This is a genomic window from Kitasatospora sp. NPDC058190, assembly GCF_042883685.1.
In the GTDB taxonomy this organism is placed as follows: domain Bacteria; phylum Actinomycetota; class Actinomycetes; order Streptomycetales; family Streptomycetaceae; genus Kitasatospora.
On the sequence record NZ_JBHVVI010000017.1, the window covers coordinates 45,659 to 62,496 of the forward strand.

Sequence of the window (16,838 nt, forward strand, 5' to 3'; positions counted from 1 at the left end):
CGCTCCCACCGAAAGCCGGACAGCCAAGAACACGGCACACCGGAAGATCTCGTCCAACGAGAACCGGCGTCCGTCTTGCGACCGTGGGGTCTTCGACAGATGCGAGCGCGACCTGCTCCGTCCGAGGCGCGCAGGCCCGCAGCGCAACTTGTAGCATACGGGGACGGCCAGGCACGGTCAACGCCAAGAGAGGCAAGACGGTGGAGCCCGGTACGGATCAGGCCATATCCTCCGATTGCGCACCTCGCGGTGGCGCTCGAAGGGGCCCTTCCCCGGATGCCACCGCCAGGATCCGGCACCCTGACGGGGCCGGTTCGCGGCAGCGGCGCTTCCGCACTCCATACCCTACGCGATGGGCATTGTCACCGTGGCCACCACCCCCCAGTCGTCCCTTCACGATCTTGACGCATCCGTTGACGAGGACGACACAGGCGACGACGCGGTGCGGCGCACGGCCGACGTCGGGGAGAGCAGCCGGGCCAGCCGGCACTGGTGGGACCGCAACGCCGACGAGTACCAGGACGAGCACGGCGAGTTCCTCGGCGACGACCGCTTCACCTGGTGCCCCGAGGGCCTCGACGAGGCCGACGCCCGGCTGCTCGGCGAGGTCGCGGGCAAGGACGTGCTGGAGATCGGCGCCGGCGCCGCCCAGTGCTCCCGCTGGCTGGCCGCCCGGGGCGCCCGCCCGGTCGCCCTGGACATCTCCTACCGCCAGCTCCAGCACTCCCGCCGGATCGACCTCGGCCGCGGCGCCGAGCCCGTCCCGGTCGTCCAGGCCGACGCCGCCGTGCTGCCCTTCGCCGACGCCTCCTTCGACCTCTCCTGCTCCGCCTACGGCGCCGTCCCGTTCAGCGCCGACACCGACCGGCTGATGCGCGAGGTGCACCGGGTGCTGCGGCCCGGCGGGCGCTGGGTGTTCTCGGTGACCCACCCGATCCGCTGGGCCTTCCCCGACGAGCCCGGCGTCGAGGGCCTCACCGCGATGTCCTCCTACTTCGACCGCACCCCGTACGTCGAGCAGGACGAGCAGGGCCGCGCCACCTACGTCGAGCACCACCGCACCCTGGGCGACCGGGTGCGCGAACTGGTCGGCGCCGGCTTCCGGTTGATCGACCTGGTCGAGCCCGAGTGGCCGGCCGACCTGGAGCAGGAGTGGGGCGGCTGGTCGCCGCTGCGCGGACGGCTGATCCCGGGCACGGCGATCTTCGTGACCGAGCGGGGCTGAGCCTGTTGCACCCGGCCTGGCGCGACCTGCCCGTCCGCACCGCCCTGCCCGCCCTGCACCGGGCGCTGGAGGAGCACGGCACCGCCGTCCTCGCCGCGCCGCCCGGCACCGGCAAGACCACGCTGGTGCCGCTCGCCCTGGCCGGGCTGCTCGATGACCGTCCGGTACGGCGCGTCCTGGTCGCCGAACCGCGTCGGCTCGCCGTACGGGCCGCCGCCCGGCGGATGGCCTGGCTGCTCGGCGAGGCCGTCGGCGGGCGGGTCGGCTACACGGTGCGCGGGGACCGTAAGGTCGGGCCTTCGACCGTCGTCGAGGTCGTCACCACCGGCGTGCTGCTCCAACGCCTCCAGCGCGACCAGGAGTTGCCCGGGGTCGACGTGGTCGTCCTGGACGAGTGCCACGAACGGCACCTGGACGCCGACGCCGCCCTCGCCTTCCTGCTGGACGTCCGGGCGGCGCTGCGGCCCGAACTGCGGCTGGTCTGCGCCTCGGCCACCTCCGACACCGAGGCCTGGGCCGAACTCCTCGGCGGCGCACCTGTGGTGGAGGCGCACGGGGTGTCCCACCCGGTGGACGTGGTGTGGGCGCCGCCGCCGCGCGCCGTCCGGCCCGCGCACGGCACGCGGGTCGACCCGGCGCTGCTCGACCACGTCGCCGCCGTCGTCCGGCGGGCTTTGAGCGAGCGGGACGGGGACGTGCTCTGCTTCCTGCCCGGCGTCGGCGAGATCGCCCGCGTGGCGGGGCAGTTGGGCGGCGCGCCGGCCGACGTGCTGCAACTGCACGGCCGCGCCCCACAGTCCGTCCAGGACGCCGTCCTCTCCCCCGGGGAGGGACGTCGCGTCGTCCTGGCCACCTCCGTCGCCGAGTCCTCGCTCACGGTCCCCGGCGTCCGCGTCGTCGTCGACGCCGGACTCGCCCGCGAACCGCGCACCGACCACGCCCGAGGCCTGGCCGGGCTGGTCACCGTCCGCGCCTCCCTCGCCGCCGCCCGCCAGCGCGCCGGACGAGCAGGGCGCGAAGCCCCCGGCACCGTCTACCGCTGCTGGCACGAGGCCGAGGACGCCCGCGCCGCCCGCTTCCCCACCCCCGAGATCGCCCTCGCCGACCTCACCGGCTTCGCTCTCCAGGCCGCCTGCTGGGGCGACCCGGACGCCACCGGGCTCGCCCTGCCCGACCGACCCCCGACGGGGGCGATGGCCGCCGCGCGGCAGACCCTCCAGGCCCTGGGCGCGGTCGATCCGGACGGCCGAGCCACCCCGCGCGGCACCCGCCTCGCCCGAACCGGCCTGCACCCGCGCCTTGCCCGCGCCCTCGTCGACGGCGCCCCCGCCGTCGGTGCGAAGCGTGCCGCCGAAGTGGTCGCCCTGCTCTCCGAGGAACCGCCCCGCGCCCTCGGCGACGACCTCGGCGCGGTCTGGCGGCTGGTCCGTTCCTCCAGTGACCCCTACGCCGGGCGCTGGCGCGACGAAGTCCGCCGCCTCCTGCGTGCCACCTCCGACGAACCCGCCACCGCCTTGCCCGACGCCACGGCCGCCGGGCTGGTCGTCGCCCTGGCCTTCCCCGAACGCATCGCCCGCGCCCGCGTGGAGCGGCCCGCCCCCGGCGAACGCAGCCCGTACCTGATGGCCTCCGGCACGGCCGCCGAACTCGCCCCCGGGACTGCTCTGGGCGCGCTGCCCTGGCTCGCCGTCGCTGTCGCCGACCGCCCGGCCGGCTCGCACTCCGCCCGCATCCTGCACGCTGCGGCGCTGGACGAGGACACCGCCCGGCAGGCAGGCGCGGCAATGCTCACCGCCCGCGAGGAAGTCCACTGGGACACCCGCCGAGGTGAAGTCGTCTCCCGCCAGGTGGAATCCCTCGGCGCGATCGAACTCGCCGAGAAGCCACTCAACCGCCCCGACCCCGCGCTGGTCCGCGCCGCCCTCCTGGAGGGCCTCGCCCGCGAGGGCGTCAGCACGCTGCTGACCTGGCCCTCCCCCGGCCTACGCGAACGCCTGGCCTTCCTCCACACCGCCCTCGGCGACCCGTGGCCGGATGTCTCCGACGCCGCGCTCCTCGAACGCGCGGAGGAGTGGCTGGAGCCCGAACTCTCCCGCGCCCGCCGCCGCGCCGACCTCGCGCGGATCGACACCACCGCCGCCCTGCAACGTCTGCTCCCTTGGGCCACCGGCGAAGCCGGCCGCCTGGACGAACTCGCCCCCGAACGCATCACCGTCCCCAGCGGATCCAGGATACGGGTCGACTACACCACCGAACGCCCAGTCCTGGCCGTCAAGTTGCAAGAACTCTTCGGCTGGGCAGCCGCCCCCGCCCTGGCCGGCGGCCGCGTCCCCCTCACCATCCACCTGCTCTCCCCCGCCGGCCGCCCCGCCGCCGTCACCGGCGACCTGGCGTCCTTCTGGCGCGAGGGCTACCGCGCCGTCCGCGCTGATCTCAGAGGCCGCTACCCCCGCCACCCCTGGCCCGAAGACCCGACGACAGCAGAGCCCACCCGCCGCACCAACGCCCGGAAGTGAATCCGGGAGGCCCCTGGTACTTCACCACGCGGCGATCACGGCAGGCAGGATGACCAACGCGGCAAGTGCCGCCACGGCATCGGGGAGGCCCGCATGGCTGACTATTTTCCGTACCGCATCGCGACCAGGAGAGGGGACGTGACGCTGATCTGGCGGCCCGGAGAAGGCGATGCCCCCGATGAGCTCGTCGTTGACGAACTCGGCAGACTCCTCGCGTTCCGTGAGCTCATACCGCTGCAGGAATACTGTGATCGCAACGGCTGGGAGCTCACCTGGGAGGGCGAAGGCACTCTCGATCTGGGCGTCGTACGGCGGTGGGTCGAGCACCCTGACCTTGGCCCGGTCTCGGCGGGTTTGCTGCTGGAGGCGTGGAACTTCTTCGAAGACCTCTCCCGCAGCGTGAAGGCCGGCCCGCCCCTCCCCTCCCAAGGGTCGATCCACGACAGCGCCTACGAAAAGATCTTCGGCGGCGAAGCTCTCGACCCGACCGCCGGCGAGGGAGCCTGGACGGGCGAGGAGACCGCTGCCGTGCGCGAACTCCTCCGCGCGGGGCTGGACCTCTGGGACCAGGCCGTCCACGGGTCCGGCACCGGCTGATCGGATCCACGAGTCTTCCACGCGCGCTCAGGTCAACTGCCGCTGCAGTACTGGTGCTGTGACCGAGAAGTTCGCCGGGTCGGGGTGGCCTGAGCCCGTTGTCAGAGCCTCCCGATAGCGTGCCGGCAGCCAGATGCGACTGCTCTCCGGGAGGACGACCGTGGACATCCTGCTCATCGCCGGCCTGTGGCTCGACGGATCGGCATGGGACGACGTCGTGCCCGAACTCACCGCGCTCGGCCACCGTCCAGTGCCGCTCACCCTCCCCGGCCAGGGGGACGGCGCCGCCTCCGGGACGCTCGACGACCAGCTGGCAGCAGTGGTCGCCGCCGTTGACGCGGCGCCCGGGAAGCCCCTGGTGGTGGGGCACTCCGCCGCGTCGAGCCTGGCCTGGCTGGCCGCCGACGCGCGTCCGGAGAAGGTCGCCAAGGTCGCACTGATCGGCGGCTTCCCCGCCGCCGACGGGCGGGCTTATGCCGATTACTTCGCGATCGAGGGCGGCGCCATGCCCTTCCCGGGCTGGGGCCCCTTCGAGGGAGCGGACTCCGCCGACCTGGACCAGGAGACCCGGCACCGCCTCGCGTCCGCCGCCATCCCCGTCCCCGAGGGGGTCGCCAGGGGAGTCGTGCGCCTGACCGACGAGCGCCGCTTCGACGTCCCCGTCGTGGTCGTCTGCCCCGAGTTCACCCCCGCCCAGGCAGAGGAGTGGATCGCCGCCGGCGAGAGCCCCGACCTCGCCCGCGTCACCCACCTTGAGTACGTGGACCTCGACTCGGGCCCCTGGCCGATGGCTACCCGCCCCCGCGAGCTCGCCCGCGTCCTGGCGGAGGCCGCGAACTCGTAGTGCTGCGGCCGGGTCGGGAGTTCATGCCGGTGCCCATAGTGACCTGCCGCCCGGCGGATGCCCTTTTCGCTGCGGATGCGGACGCGCTTCTTGCGGTGAGCAGCGAGTATGCACTGTCCGCCGTTGCTGCTGTAGCCACTCTTCCGCCAGGTCAACACGGCCAGCCCCTTGGAGGGGCTTACTCCGGGAAGTCGCCCTCGCGGACGGCCGCTACGAAGGCATCCCAGGCAGAGGCCGGGAAGACGAGGGCCGGACCGTGCGGGTCCTTGGAGTCACGCACGGGGACGAGGCCGGGGAATCCGGGGGCCACCTCGATGCAGTTGCCCCCGTTGCCGCCGCTGTAGCTGCTCTTTCGCCAGGCGGTCACGTCGAGCTCGTTCCTCGTCATTACTGAACCCTTCCAGCGCATCGGCGATCAGCGCAAGCGAGTCGGCAACTGAGAGCGCCTCCCCGTGGAGCAGATCATAGCTGCGGCGATGCCGCGCTACGGTCGCCGGATCGTCGTTGGAATGCCCTCGGTCAAGGCTCTCGGAGTAGACCGAGGTCCGACCATCTGGCATCTCCAGCAACACCGTGGAGGTGTTGCCGACGGCCGGTCTGCGAGAGAACGGCACGACTTGGATGACAACGTTTGGGAGTTCCACAACAGCGAGCAGGTGTTCCATCTGGCGTCTCATCACACGCGGCCCACCGAAAACCGTCCGGATCGCGCTCTCATCGAGAATCACCAGCAGGAAAGGTCCTTCAGCATCCAGGAAGCGCCTTTGCCTCGCGAGTCGAGCCGCCGTCCGCTCCTCGATCACATCGGGCTTGCCAGCCGCATCGCTGACCGCAAACACCGCCTGCGCGTACTCGCGACATTGCAATAGCCCGTTCATCACCGCGACTTCGTAGGCCCTGACGGCCAGGGCCTCGGCTTCCATGTCGACATGACTCTGGAACCAGTCCGGGTGCTCGATCTCGGCGTCCCAGTCGACTCGCCCGTACAGCCGCTTCAGCAAGTCGCCGGTACCGTACAGCCGATCGAGCTCCTCGACTTCCTCGATCGACGGCTTCCGCTTCCCGCCCTCGGTCCGCGAGACCACCGTCCGGTCGCAGTGCAGGAGCTTGCCCACGTCCTCCTGGACGTAGCCCGCCGCCTCGCGCGCGTACTTGAGCTCCTCACCGAACATGATCGCGGAGCTGGCCGTCGTCCCCCGCCTGGTCTTCCGCTGTGCCATGGCTGCCCCCAGTTGTACACCACACGTCCCACACGTCGATCTGGCGTCACCGTACCTCCGCAGCCCCGATGATTGACACCAGAAAGCAATCATTTGCATGCGTAGCGTGATTGCGCACTATCCTCGCGCTCCCTCATCCGCCCCCTGAGGAACTTCGCCATGCTCAAAACCCACCGCCCCCGCACGTTCGCCGCCCGCCTCGACTCGCGGACCGAATCCACCCCCCTCGCGCGGCACTTGCTCCGCGCGTACCTCTCCGCCCTCCCCACCCTCGCCCGCCGGACCCGCGAACCCCTCCGCTCGGCCCGCGCCGTCTGCGCGGCCCTCGCGATCCCGGCCGCCGAGGTGAACCGCCGCCCCAGCGACTGCTACGGCGCCCTTCTCGCCAATCCCCGCCCCGACTCCGAGGCCGACACCGGCGAACTCCTCGAAGCCCTCGGCGTCTTCGACGTGCCCAAGAACCTCGACGCCCGCGACCTCGCCATCGTCGAGCTCTTCCTCATCGCCATCGACGCCATGGGCGGCATCCGCGCCGGTCACCAGCACGGCCTGGCCCGCTGGTTCACCACCGGCAACCTGACCGCCGCCTACCGCTCCCTGGCTGCCGCCCACCCCCTCCCCCGCACCGGCGACCCCGCCCACTACTGGACCACCCTCGTCACCGCTGGCGAACTGCTCTCCGCCACCCCCACCCCGACCCCCGCATCAAACCCGCCCTCACCCACTGCCGCACCCAAGCCACCCACGCCACCAGCACCCCGTGAGCACAGGAAGTCGACCCACCGACTTCCTACTCACCCCACCGCTCACCCCCGGGACCTGGAAGTCCTTCGTGACCGGTGTCCGCGCGTGCGACTTCCCAACCTGCCTCTGAAGCACTTCTCGACGGGTGGCCCCGCGTGCCACGCGGGGCCGCCCGTCCTGCTTTCGCCACAAGGCCCGGCCAGGGCATACGGGTGGACTCCTCCGAGTGCCTGACAGCGCCCTCCCGTCAAGGCCACCATGAGAGCACCAAACATGTGCAGCACCTCGCAACTCCTAGGCGCGGGAGGACAGTATGTCGCTGCGGTTCATCGCCAAAGACCCCAACAGCCCGGACGGTGACTCTCCTACCGTCTGGGTCGACGAGAAGACCTCCGACCTCGTCATCCAAGGCTGGAAGATCGACAAGGACACCGAGGCCGAGTGTCTGACGACGGGTAACATTCCCGGCCGTGAGGCGGTCGTGCGGGTCCCCGCCCGAATGGTGCGGGCGTTGAGGGAGGCATGTGATGTCGCAGAGCGTTCCGAAGATCGATGAACTGCTGAGTAGCACCCGGCGCTCGGCTCTTCACCTGGAGATGCGCGACGGCTACATGCAGGACGACCCGGCCCTCCGCGCGTGGAGGGCCGGCCACCGGCTAGACCCGGACGATCGCGCCTCATGGTGGAGGCCGTGGTTGGGCGTAATCGCCGCGACCGTCGCTCGCGGCGTGGAAATCCGCCGAGCTCGCATTGTCTCCGAGCCTGTGAGCGAGTACATCAGGTACGAGTACGACGTGACGTTCCCGAACGTCCGCGCCGGTGAACAGGTGCGTTGGCTGCCGAGACGCAACGGATCGACCATCGCACTCCCGGGCAACGACTTCTGGCTTTTCGACGACCGCATAGTCCGGTGGGGCCACTTCTCCGGCGACGGTGACGCGTTGGGTGGCGAGATCACCGAGGACGAGGCCGCCGTCAAGCTCTGCTCCGACGCCTTCGAAGCCGTGTGGGAGCGGGCCGTCCCACACGAGAAGTACACCGTCTGATTTCCACGAGGACGCTCTCGACATCGATTTCGCCGCCGCATGTCCTACTCTCCGCCGTCCAGCGTCGTCGCGGCTCGAAGTGTCTTCGCGGCCCGGCTTCAAGAGATCCGCAAGAACGCCGGCCTCACCGGCGCTGAGCTTTCCGAGCGCTGCGGCTGGCACAAGTCCAAGACGTCACGACTCCAAGCTGGGCTGGCTGCTCCTTCCGAGAGCGACATCCGGGCCTGGTGCACCGCTTGTGGCGCTGAAGATGAGATCGAGGATCTCATTGTGTCCTCCCGTGCGGTCAACGCCATGTACGTGGGCCGATGGTCGAGATGACCGGGGTCGTCATGAACGGCGAACCCGTGCTGCGAGCCGTCGAGTTCGAGGAGCTCCGTCGGGCCGCGGACGATCGTTCGTCGACACTCGGGGGCCTCTAGGCCGGTCGTCGTTGCACGGCGTCGGCGATGACCGCTGTCACGAGCTTGTCGACGACTGCCGTGGTGGGCGGGTCGGCATCGCGGTCCGTGAACAGGAGATGCCCGCCACCGACCAGGGAGAGGGTGAGTGAGTCGACATCGGTGTCGGCCGCGATGCGGCCCAGTTCGCGCTCGTCGACCAGATAGGCGGAAATCGCGGTCGTGGCCTGGGCCAGGATCGCGATGCCGCCTCCGGGCATGGCTTGCCGCAGCCGTGCGCGCAGCTCGTCCCGGAAGGTGATGAGCGGGATGATCGCGACCGGGATCGGTCCGAACAGGCTGATCAGCGCGCCGGTGAGGTTGTCGGTCACCGTGCCGGTGCCGGCGGACTCGCGCAGCGCACTCGCCTGCACCTCGAGTTGCGCGGCCCGGTCGAGTACGAGGTCGGCAAGGAAGGCGTCGAAGTCGGAGAAGTGCCGGTGCAGGACGCCTTTGGCGCAGCCGGCCTCGTCGGTGACGGCCCGGCTGGTCAGCCCGTTCGGCCCGTCCCGCAGAAGCACGCGTTCGGCAGCATCGAACAGTTGCTGCCGCGCGTCGCGAAGGTGCACCCCAGTCGGCACTCACGGCTCCTCTCATGCATCAACCCGCTCGCGCGCATTGTCGAGTGGGCATGCGCCCACTAAGGTGGGCGCATGCCCACCTTACCGCGAGAGCAACCGGAACCGCCCCCAGCGCAGTCGCATGAGGCCCGGCGGATGGCCGAGTCGTTCGGCGTGGACGCGCAACGCTACGACCAGGCGCGGCCCGGCTACCCCGATGCACTGGTGACACGGATCGCCGCCGGGAGCCCCGGGCCCGACGTACTCGACGTCGGCTGCGGCACCGGCATCGCAGCCCGCCAGTTCCAGGCGATCGGCTGCGCCGTACTCGGCGTCGAGCCCGATGCGCGGATGGCCGACATCGCGCGAGCCCGTGGCCTGCCGGTCGAGGTGGCGACCTTCGAAGCCTGGCAGCCGGCCGACCGGACGTTCGACTCGGTCATCGCCGCCCAGTCGTGGCACTGGGTGGATCCGGTCGCCGGCGTCGTGAAAGCGGCACATGTGCTGCGCCCAGGGGGACGGCTGGCGATATTCGGGCACGCGTACGAGCCGCCGATCGAGGTGGCCGAACCGTTCGCCGCCGCCTTCCGGCGGGTGGCGCCCGACTCCCCGCTCAACGGCCAACCGGCCCGACGCCCGCTCGACCTCTACCAGGCGGCATACGCGAAGTTCGCCGACGGGATCCGGGAGACCGAACAGTTCGAGGAACCCGAACAGTGGCGATTCGACTGGGAGCAGTCCTACACACGCGACCAATGGCTGGATCTGCTACCCACCACCGGCGGTCTCACCCAACTCCGCCCCGATCAGCTGGCAGAGGTACTGCTCGCGGTCGGGGACGCCATCGACTCCCTGGGGGGACGCTTCACGATGAACTACACCACCCTGGCCGCGACCGCCGTACACGTCGGCGCCTCCTGAGGCCGAGGCCGCCTCACGCCGGCCACCTCGCCACCGCATCCGCCCAGCCCTCCCCCACTGCCGCATCCAAGCCACCCACACAACCCGCCCGTGAGCGCAGGAAGTCGGCCCCACCGACTTCCTGCGAACGAACAACCTGTACGTGGACGGCTTCATCAACTCCCATGGCCGGTTCGTGTTTCAGGGCACCGACACCGCAACCCTACGGCGCGCACTGCTGACCCGGTACCCGACCAACAACCCTGTCACCTTCACCACGCTTCCGTGGAGTGAGAACTACACCCAGTTCTCCACCGACAACTGGCGCAGGAACACCCCGTTCACCGCTCTCCGCTCGCACGTGGACAGGCTCGTCGCCATGGAGGCGTCTCCTGGCCGCGGCACACCTCAGGCGGACGCCATCGGACAGGCACTCACCCGCCCGCCCGCCGGGGTGGGCCCCCGGCGGGCGGCGGCGCGAACCGCCAGGACCGTAGGCACGTTCAGGCCGACGCACGCCGTCGGGGGGTCGGCAATCCGGCATCGGCCCGGCCGGGCGTACTCCCTGGCCAACGCTGTCGGCGCAGTCCGCCAGCCGCACCCGGCACTCGTCGAGTCCTCCTCGCCCGGCTGGAACTCGGACCGCAGCTCCCGCTCGCTGCTCAGCCTCCGCAGCAGCTCCGCCTCCTCGATCCCCAGCGCCAGCCCGACCGCCAGCACGGCGTCCACCCACTGCGGCGCCCTCGCGGCCAGCTCGCCGCGGAGCACCTCCGGCGCCGCCCCCGCCCGCAACCGCTCCCGGGCCTCCTCCAGCGAGGCCGAACCGCCGCCCGCCACGCACCCACACCCCCCTTCGCGATCTGGTGTCGACCAGCCTCTCAGCCCGAACGGCAGCGCCTCGGCGAGTCCCCCGCTCGTCGCGGCGCCGGATAGCCGACGGGCCCGGACACGCGTGTGTCCGGGCCCGTCGACGTCCCTGCGTCAGTGCACGGAGCCCGGCGTGAACGTCGGATCCGGACGGCGCTGCGGGAGCGGGGTGCCCATCTGGACCGGGCCGCAGACCATGACCTTGGCCTCCCCACGCGGGTAGCAGTCGCCCGAGCCGGGCTGCGGCTCGGTGTGGCAGTTGGTGCAGGGCACCGGCGCGATGTCGTGCGGGTCCTGCCCGGCCGGGGCGGCGGGGGCGGCCGGGGCCTTGGGCTTCGCGGCCGGAGCGTCCCCCTGCGACTTGGGGGCGGGGGCCTGCGCGGCCTTGGCCGCCGGCTTCCGGGGTGCGGCCGGGGCACTGGTCTCCGGCTCGTCCGCCTCCGGGGAGGCGGACGCCTGGACCGGCTCCGGCGTCGCGATCGGGGTCGGCGAGGCCTGCGCCTCGGTCGGCGCCTCGGTCGGCGTCGGCGTCGGCGTAGCGGTCGGCGTAGCGGTCGGCGAGGGCTGCGCCGTCGGGCTCGCCCCTACGCCCGGGGTGCCCGCCCCCACCGGCGCCGCCGCCCCGGCCGCGCCACCGGACAGCGCCCACACCGACCCGCCCACCAGCAGCAGCGCCGCCAGCGCGGCCGGTACCACCAGCCGGGGCCGCGGGAACCTCCGCCGCCCCGCTGTGCTTTCGTCCGCCTCGGTCATCGCCGCTCCCGTCGGCTCGTCGCCGCGCCCACTGCGCGACGGACCGCCAGATCCTAGCGGCGGGCCCTTGCGGCCAGGCCCCCACCCCGCATCTCCCGCACCGCGCGCAGGAAGTCGGCCCGTCCGACTTCCTGCGCAGCCCTGATCTGCCCCCGGCGAGGGGACGGCTCCGACCTTCCGGAAGGATGTGGCGGCACCTTGCGCCGACAAGGCCAGGCGCAGCCGGCGGACGTCGCCGCGGCACCTGATCCACCAACCAGGAGTACTGACATGGGATTCGACGACCACCGGGTGGTCATCACCGCGGCCGGCCGCGATTTCGGGCGCACCTTGGCCATCCGTCTCGCGGACCTCGGCGCCGAGGTCTTCCTCTCCGCGCGCACCCTCGCCGCCGCCGAACGCGTCCGGGACGAGATCCGGGACCGGGGGCACCAGCGCGTCCACGCCTTCGCCTGCGACCTGACGGACCCCGACTCGATCCGCGGCTTCGCCGCCGGGGTCGGGCGGCACACCGACCACATCGACGTGCTGATCAACAACGGCTCCCGCTACCTCGAAGGCCCGGACCTCCTGTCCGCCTCCGATGCCGATGTCGTCGACACGATCGCCTCCGGCGCCACCGGCACCGTGCTGACCGTGAAGAACTTCCTCCCCCTCCTGCTCAACTCGGAGAAGCCGGACGTGGTGACCATGGTCTCCGCCTGCGGCACCGCCGGGCACCACCGGTCGGACGCGCACGACGCCTTCTACGCGGCCAAGAGCGCCCAGGCGGGGTTCGTCGACATCCTCTCCAAGCGCCTGCGGCCCCAGGGGGTGCGGGCGATCTCCCTCTACCCCCCGGACTTCGACAACCCCGACCCCCTCGCCGAGGAATGGGAGACCACATCGCGCGGGGCCGAGGATCCCCTCACCGCACAGTCACTCGTGGAGTGCGTCCTCTTCGCGGTCGCCCAGCCCCGCGACTGCTTCATCAAGGCGTTCCACTTCGAACAGGTCTGAAGCGGGATCTTCGCCCTCCAGGGCCCGCTGGTGGCGACCCCCACCTACGCACCGGCGGGCCCGGACGCTCCACGCGTCCGGGCCCGCCGGGAACCGCGCCGCCGTATCAGTGCGCGGCGGCCTCCCAGTTGGCGCCGATGCCGACGGAGACGTCCAGCGGGGCGCGCAGCGGGTAGGCGCCGGCCATCTGCTCGCGGACGATCGCCTCGACCTGCTCGCGCTCACCCGGGGCGAGCTCCAGGACGATTTCGTCGTGGACCTGGAGCAGCATCCGGGAGGTGAGGCCGGCCGCGCGCAGGGCCTCGTCGACCCGGAGCATGGCGATCTTGACGATGTCGGCGGCCGAGCCCTGGATCGGGGCGTTGAGGGCCATCCGCTCGGCCATCTCGCGGCGCTGGCGGTTGTCGCTGTTGAGGTCGGGCAGGTAGCGGCGGCGGCCGAGCAGGGTCTCGGTGTAGCCGGTCGCGCGGGCCTCCTCGACGACTCGCTGCAGGTAGTCGCGCACGCCGCCGAAGCGCTCGAAGTAGGTGTCCATCAGGCCCTGGGCCTCGGCCGGCTTGATGCCGAGCTGCTGCGACAGCCCGTAGGCGGACAGGCCGTACGCCAGGCCGTAGGACATCGCCTTGATCTTGCGGCGCATCTCGGCGTCGACGGCGGTGCCGGGGACCTCGAAGACCTGGGAGGCGACGGTGGTGTGCAGGTCCTCGCCGGAGGCGAAGGCCTCGATCAGCGCCTCGTCCTCGGACAGGTGCGCCATGATCCGCAGTTCGATCTGCGAGTAGTCGGCGGTGAGCAGCGATTCGTAGCCCTCGCCGACGATGAAGGCGCGGCGGATCGCGCGGCCCTCCTCCGTGCGGACCGGGATGTTCTGCAGGTTCGGGTCCTGCGAGGAGAGCCGGCCGGTGGCGGCGACCATCTGGTTGAAGGTGGTGTGGATCCGGCCCTTGGGCGAGACCGTCTTGAGCAGGCCCTCGACGGTGGTGCGCAGCTTGGCCTGGTCGCGGTGGCGCAGCAGGATGACCGGCAGCTCGTTGTCGGTCTGGGTGGCGAGCCAGGTGAGCGCGTCGGCGTCGGTGGTGTAGCCGGTCTTGATCTTCTTGGTCTTCGGGAGGGCGAGGTCGCCGAAGAGGATCTCCTGGAGCTGCTTGGGCGAGCCGAGGTTGAACTCGCGCCCGGCGGCGGCGTGCGCCTCCTCGACGCAGCGCTGGATCTCGGCGGCGAACTGCGACTCCAGCCGGGTGAGCCACTCGCGGTCGGCGGCGATGCCGTAGCGCTCCATGCGGGCGAGCAGGGCGGCGATGGGCAGTTCCATGTCGTGCATCAGCTCGACGGCGCCGACCTCGGCGAGGCGGGTGTCGAAGAGCGCGGCGAGGTCGAGTACGGCGCGGGCCTGGAGCATCAGCGCCTGGGCGGCGGCGGTCTCGTCCTCCTCCGGTGCGTCGAAGGCGAGTTGGCCGCTCTCGGCGGCGGGGGCCGGGGTGAGCGAGCGGGCCAGGTACTCCTCGGCGAGCACCTCCAGGGTGAAGGTGCGGCGACCGGGCTTCTCCAGGTAGGCGGCGAGCGCGGTGTCGGCGACGACGCCCTCGATGGTCCAGCCGCGCTCGGCGAAGGCGCGCATGACCTGCTTGGCGATGTGCAGGGCCTTGGGGGCGGCCGGGTCGGCGAGCCAGGCGGCGAAGGCCCGCTCGTCCTCCTCGGCGAGCAGCGCCGGGTCGAACCAGGCGGCCGACTCCCCTGCGGCGAGGGCCACTTCGGTGACCTCTCCGGTGCCGAGCGCCCACTGGTAGACGGCGGCCAGGGCGACGGTGGTCTTGCCGTCACCGGCGTGCTCGCGCAGCCAGCCGGCCAGCGTGCCCGGGTCGGTGAGCAGTTCGCCGTCGACCTCGACGCCGGGGGCGAGCTCGACGTCGCCCGAGGCCTCGCCGACGGCAGGGTCGATGCCGTAGACGCGGTCGCGGAAGTTGGCGTTGCGGAACTCCAGCGACTCCATCAGGGTGCCGACGGCGGCCTTGTCGAAGGGCCGGCGGGCCAGGTCCGTCACGCCCAGCGGGAGTTCGACGTCGCGGACCAGCTCGGTGAGCACCCGGTTGCGCTTGACCGAGTCGAGGTTGTCGCGCAGCTTCTCGCCGATCTTGCCCTTCACCTCGTCGGCGCGGGAGACGAGTTCGTCGAAGGAGCCGAACTGGTTGACCCACTTGGCGGCGGTCTTCTCGCCGACGCCGGGGATGCCGGGCAGGTTGTCGGACGGGTCTCCGCGCAGGGCCGCGAGGTCGGGGTACTGGCGCGGGGTGACGCCGTACTTCTCGGCCACCTTCTCCGGGGTGAAGCGGGTGAGCTCGGAGACGCCCTTGGTGGGGTAGAGCACGGTGACGTGGTCGGTGACCAGCTGGAGCGAGTCGCGGTCGCCGGTGACGATGTCGACGTCGTAGCCGGCCGCCTCGGCGGCGGTGGCCAGGGTGGCGATGATGTCGTCGGCCTCGAAGCCCTCGACGGTGAGCCGGGGGATGTTCATGGCGTCGAGCAGTTCGCCGATCAGGCCGACCTGGCTGCGGAACTCGTCCGGCGTCTTGGCGCGGTTGGCCTTGTAGTCGGGGAACTCGACGGAGCGGAAGGTCTGCCGGGAGAGGTCGAAGGCGACGGCGAGGTGGGTGGGCGCCTCGTCCCGGACGGTGTTGGCGAGCATCGAGGCGAAGCCGTAGACCGCGTTGGTGGGCTGCCCGGTGGCGGTGTTGAAGTTCTCCACGGGCAGGGCGTAGAAGGCCCGGTAGGCCATCGAGTGCCCGTCGAGCAGCATCAGCCGGGGCCGGGGGCCGGCCCCAGCGCCACCCGTCGCGCCCTTGTCCGTACTCTGCGTAGCCACGTCAACGTCCGTTCCTGCCGATTCCACTACCGGCCACCGATCCTATGGCCCGGCACCGACAAAAGGGGCACCGGCGAAAGCTTCGCCGGGCGGGTGGCGCGGGCACTACCGGCGAGTAGGACGGTCGTACGATCACAGGCAGCACGACGACGTGACCCCCGAGCGGCAGGAGTTCCCCCATGACCGACGCGGCCCCCGACACCGCCCCCGTCCTGAAGGTCCCGCAGGACGTGCTGGACCACTTCGCCAAGCTCGGGGTGAGCCCGGAGACCTTCTCCGGCGGCCACCTCGGCGAGAAGCTCGGCATCCGGATCGTCGAGGCCTCCGGCGACCGCGTGGTCGGCACCATGCCGGTGGAGGGCAACCAGCAGCCGTACGGGCTGCTGCACGGCGGCGCCTCGGCGGCGCTGGCCGAGACGCTGGGCTCGATCGGCGCGATGCTGCACGCGGGCCCGGGCCGGTACGCGGTGGGCGTGGACCTCAACGCCACCCACCACCGCTCGGCCACCTCCGGTCTGGTCACCGGGGTGGCGACGGCGGTGTTCAAGGGCCGCACCGCCGCCACCTACGAGATCGCGATCACCGACGACACCGGCAAGCGGATCACCAGCTGCCGACTGACCTGCATGCTGCGCGACCTGTAGCCCCGCCACAGTCCCGCCTCAGTCCCTGCGCAGTCCCGACACGACAACGGCCGTACGGCTACCAACAGTTGCGGCCGGGACGACATCAAGCCCCTTTCCCGCCCCCTTGTTTGACCTTCCGCCACCCTGGGCAGGCGTTGGTCTGGACAAGGGGGCGGCGGCATGTCCGGGGCCGGTTGACACGACTCCAGCATTTGTGACGCTGCGTAACAAGTAGGAAATCCAAGAAAACGGCGACTCCGAGACCTCCAGGCACCCCGGACCCCCTCCGCCGCGCACCCCCTGTCCGAAATCCGGACGCGTACGGCCGAAAGCAGTGCACCGGACATGGGTGTCCGATTATCGACGATGCCAGCTGCAACCCTCATTTCTGGCCCTTACATCGCTCCACCAGCGGGTAAGCGCCCGGCAGTACAGGATCGGTCGAGCCGGAACGACCACATGCTGAGACAATTGCTCCGTGTGCTCATAACAAGAGAATCACAGCCTGCCCACACCACTGCCCGAGCCGCCCAACGACGCCTAGAGTCACGGCCAGTCACCGCGCCATCCGGAATGGGCCCGGCCCTCCCGCGCAACCCGGCTCCCGCCACTCAGGCGCGGGCGCCTCCTGAACCGAAGGG

General features: G+C 71.4%; 17 protein-coding genes. 11 read left to right on the forward strand and 6 right to left on the reverse strand.

Annotation, left to right across the window (positions count from 1 at the left end; all coding sequences use genetic code 11):
- Positions 1-352 precede the first annotated feature (352 nt).
- The 4 genes from ACFVWU_RS10840 to ACFVWU_RS10855 all read left to right on the forward strand — a co-directional run bounded on the left by ACFVWU_RS10840 (position 353) and on the right by ACFVWU_RS10855 (position 5,182).
- Positions 353-1,225 (forward strand): class I SAM-dependent methyltransferase, encoded by an 873-nt coding sequence (locus tag ACFVWU_RS10840; RefSeq protein ID WP_387617980.1) that lies wholly within the window; start codon positions 353-355, stop codon positions 1,223-1,225.
- 5 nt (positions 1,226-1,230) lie between these two features.
- Positions 1,231-3,741: an ATP-dependent helicase HrpB gene (hrpB, locus tag ACFVWU_RS10845; protein ID WP_387617982.1), complete on the forward strand. Its 2,511-nt coding sequence runs from the start codon at positions 1,231-1,233 to the stop codon at positions 3,739-3,741.
- 138 nt (positions 3,742-3,879) lie between these two features.
- Positions 3,880-4,338 (forward strand): hypothetical protein, encoded by a 459-nt coding sequence (locus ACFVWU_RS10850; RefSeq protein ID WP_387617984.1) that lies wholly within the window; start codon positions 3,880-3,882, stop codon positions 4,336-4,338.
- Positions 4,339-4,498: 160 nt separating this feature from the next.
- Positions 4,499-5,182 carry an alpha/beta fold hydrolase gene (locus ACFVWU_RS10855; protein ID WP_387617986.1) on the forward strand — a complete coding sequence of 228 codons (684 nt, stop codon included), beginning with the start codon at positions 4,499-4,501 and terminating at the stop codon, positions 5,180-5,182.
- Positions 5,183-5,360: 178 nt separating this feature from the next.
- Here ACFVWU_RS10855 and ACFVWU_RS10860 read toward each other — a convergent pair whose 3' ends face one another.
- Together ACFVWU_RS10860 and ACFVWU_RS10865 are read right to left on the reverse strand one after the other, a co-directional pair.
- Positions 5,361-5,492: a DUF397 domain-containing protein gene (locus ACFVWU_RS10860; protein WP_387617988.1), complete on the reverse strand. Its 132-nt coding sequence runs from the start codon at positions 5,490-5,492 to the stop codon at positions 5,361-5,363.
- The gene (locus ACFVWU_RS10865; RefSeq protein ID WP_387617990.1) at positions 5,455-6,354 is read right to left on the reverse strand and encodes a Scr1 family TA system antitoxin-like transcriptional regulator; all 900 of its coding nucleotides are present in this window, start codon (positions 6,352-6,354) and stop codon (positions 5,455-5,457) included. The genes ACFVWU_RS10860 and ACFVWU_RS10865 overlap by 38 nt, the downstream gene beginning before the upstream one ends.
- Positions 6,355-6,561: 207 nt before the next feature.
- Here ACFVWU_RS10865 and ACFVWU_RS10870 point away from each other — a divergent pair, with 207 nt between their 5' ends.
- The 4 genes from ACFVWU_RS10870 (at position 6,562) to ACFVWU_RS10885 (ending at position 8,513) form a co-directional block, all read left to right on the forward strand.
- Positions 6,562-7,380: a hypothetical protein gene (locus ACFVWU_RS10870; RefSeq protein WP_387617992.1), complete on the forward strand. Its 819-nt coding sequence runs from the start codon at positions 6,562-6,564 to the stop codon at positions 7,378-7,380.
- A 79-nt stretch (positions 7,381-7,459) separates the two neighbouring features.
- Entirely contained in the window at positions 7,460-7,702 is a 243-nt protein-coding gene (locus ACFVWU_RS10875) for a hypothetical protein (RefSeq protein WP_387617994.1), read from the forward strand.
- On the forward strand, positions 7,674-8,192 hold the full coding sequence (locus ACFVWU_RS10880; RefSeq protein WP_387617996.1) for a DUF6879 family protein: 519 nt from the start codon (positions 7,674-7,676) through the stop codon (positions 8,190-8,192). Before ACFVWU_RS10875 ends, ACFVWU_RS10880 begins: the two co-directional genes overlap by 29 nt.
- A gap of 39 nt (positions 8,193-8,231) precedes the next feature.
- The gene (locus tag ACFVWU_RS10885; protein ID WP_387617998.1) at positions 8,232-8,513 is read left to right on the forward strand and encodes a helix-turn-helix domain-containing protein; all 282 of its coding nucleotides are present in this window, start codon (positions 8,232-8,234) and stop codon (positions 8,511-8,513) included.
- A 97-nt stretch (positions 8,514-8,610) separates the two neighbouring features.
- On the opposite strand, the gene ACFVWU_RS10890 is transcribed toward ACFVWU_RS10885, so the two are convergent.
- Positions 8,611-9,213 carry a TetR/AcrR family transcriptional regulator gene (locus ACFVWU_RS10890; protein WP_387618000.1) on the reverse strand — a complete coding sequence of 201 codons (603 nt, stop codon included), beginning with the start codon at positions 9,211-9,213 and terminating at the stop codon, positions 8,611-8,613.
- A gap of 72 nt (positions 9,214-9,285) precedes the next feature.
- Between ACFVWU_RS10890 and ACFVWU_RS10895 the strand changes: the two genes are divergently transcribed.
- A complete protein-coding gene (locus tag ACFVWU_RS10895; RefSeq protein WP_387618002.1) occupies positions 9,286-10,113 on the forward strand; it encodes a class I SAM-dependent methyltransferase in 828 nt (275 codons plus the stop codon).
- A 387-nt stretch (positions 10,114-10,500) separates the two neighbouring features.
- Here the strand turns inward: ACFVWU_RS10895 and ACFVWU_RS10900 are convergent, their stop codons facing one another.
- Positions 10,501-10,929 (reverse strand): hypothetical protein, encoded by a 429-nt coding sequence (locus tag ACFVWU_RS10900; protein ID WP_387618004.1) that lies wholly within the window; start codon positions 10,927-10,929, stop codon positions 10,501-10,503.
- A 144-nt stretch (positions 10,930-11,073) separates the two neighbouring features.
- A complete protein-coding gene (locus ACFVWU_RS10905; RefSeq protein WP_387618006.1) occupies positions 11,074-11,712 on the reverse strand; it encodes a hypothetical protein in 639 nt (212 codons plus the stop codon).
- 270 nt (positions 11,713-11,982) lie between these two features.
- On the opposite strand from ACFVWU_RS10905, the gene ACFVWU_RS10910 reads away from it, so the two are divergent.
- Complete coding sequence (locus ACFVWU_RS10910) at positions 11,983-12,711, forward strand: SDR family oxidoreductase (protein ID WP_387618008.1); 729 nt, start codon at positions 11,983-11,985, stop codon at positions 12,709-12,711.
- Between the two features lie 106 nt (positions 12,712-12,817).
- On the opposite strand, the gene polA is transcribed toward ACFVWU_RS10910, so the two are convergent.
- The gene (gene polA, locus ACFVWU_RS10915) at positions 12,818-15,505 is read right to left on the reverse strand and encodes a DNA polymerase I (protein WP_387618104.1); all 2,688 of its coding nucleotides are present in this window, start codon (positions 15,503-15,505) and stop codon (positions 12,818-12,820) included.
- Between the two features lie 245 nt (positions 15,506-15,750).
- Between polA and ACFVWU_RS10920 the strand changes: the two genes are divergently transcribed.
- Entirely contained in the window at positions 15,751-16,215 is a 465-nt protein-coding gene (locus ACFVWU_RS10920) for a PaaI family thioesterase (protein ID WP_380609392.1), read from the forward strand.
- Positions 16,216-16,838 lie beyond the last annotated feature (623 nt).

Excerpts from the sequence above, each read along its gene's own strand:
- ACFVWU_RS10840 (WP_387617980.1), top strand. The coding sequence starts at position 353 with ATGGGCATTGTCACCGTGGCCACCACCCCCCAGTCGTCCCTTCACGAT.
- ACFVWU_RS10865 (WP_387617990.1), bottom strand. The coding sequence starts at position 6,354 with ATGTTCGGTGAGGAGCTCAAGTACGCGCGCGAGGCGGCGGGCTACGTC.
- ACFVWU_RS10870 (WP_387617992.1), top strand. The coding sequence starts at position 6,562 with ATGCTCAAAACCCACCGCCCCCGCACGTTCGCCGCCCGCCTCGACTCG.
- ACFVWU_RS10875 (WP_387617994.1), top strand. The coding sequence starts at position 7,460 with ATGTCGCTGCGGTTCATCGCCAAAGACCCCAACAGCCCGGACGGTGAC.
- ACFVWU_RS10880 (WP_387617996.1), top strand. The coding sequence starts at position 7,674 with ATGTCGCAGAGCGTTCCGAAGATCGATGAACTGCTGAGTAGCACCCGG.
- ACFVWU_RS10885 (WP_387617998.1), top strand. The coding sequence starts at position 8,232 with ATGTCCTACTCTCCGCCGTCCAGCGTCGTCGCGGCTCGAAGTGTCTTC.
- ACFVWU_RS10895 (WP_387618002.1), top strand. The coding sequence starts at position 9,286 with ATGCCCACCTTACCGCGAGAGCAACCGGAACCGCCCCCAGCGCAGTCG.
- ACFVWU_RS10905 (WP_387618006.1), bottom strand. The coding sequence starts at position 11,712 with ATGACCGAGGCGGACGAAAGCACAGCGGGGCGGCGGAGGTTCCCGCGG.
- ACFVWU_RS10910 (WP_387618008.1), top strand. The coding sequence starts at position 11,983 with ATGGGATTCGACGACCACCGGGTGGTCATCACCGCGGCCGGCCGCGAT.
- polA (WP_387618104.1), bottom strand. The coding sequence starts at position 15,505 with ATGCTGCTCGACGGGCACTCGATGGCCTACCGGGCCTTCTACGCCCTG.
- ACFVWU_RS10920 (WP_380609392.1), top strand. The coding sequence starts at position 15,751 with ATGACCGACGCGGCCCCCGACACCGCCCCCGTCCTGAAGGTCCCGCAG.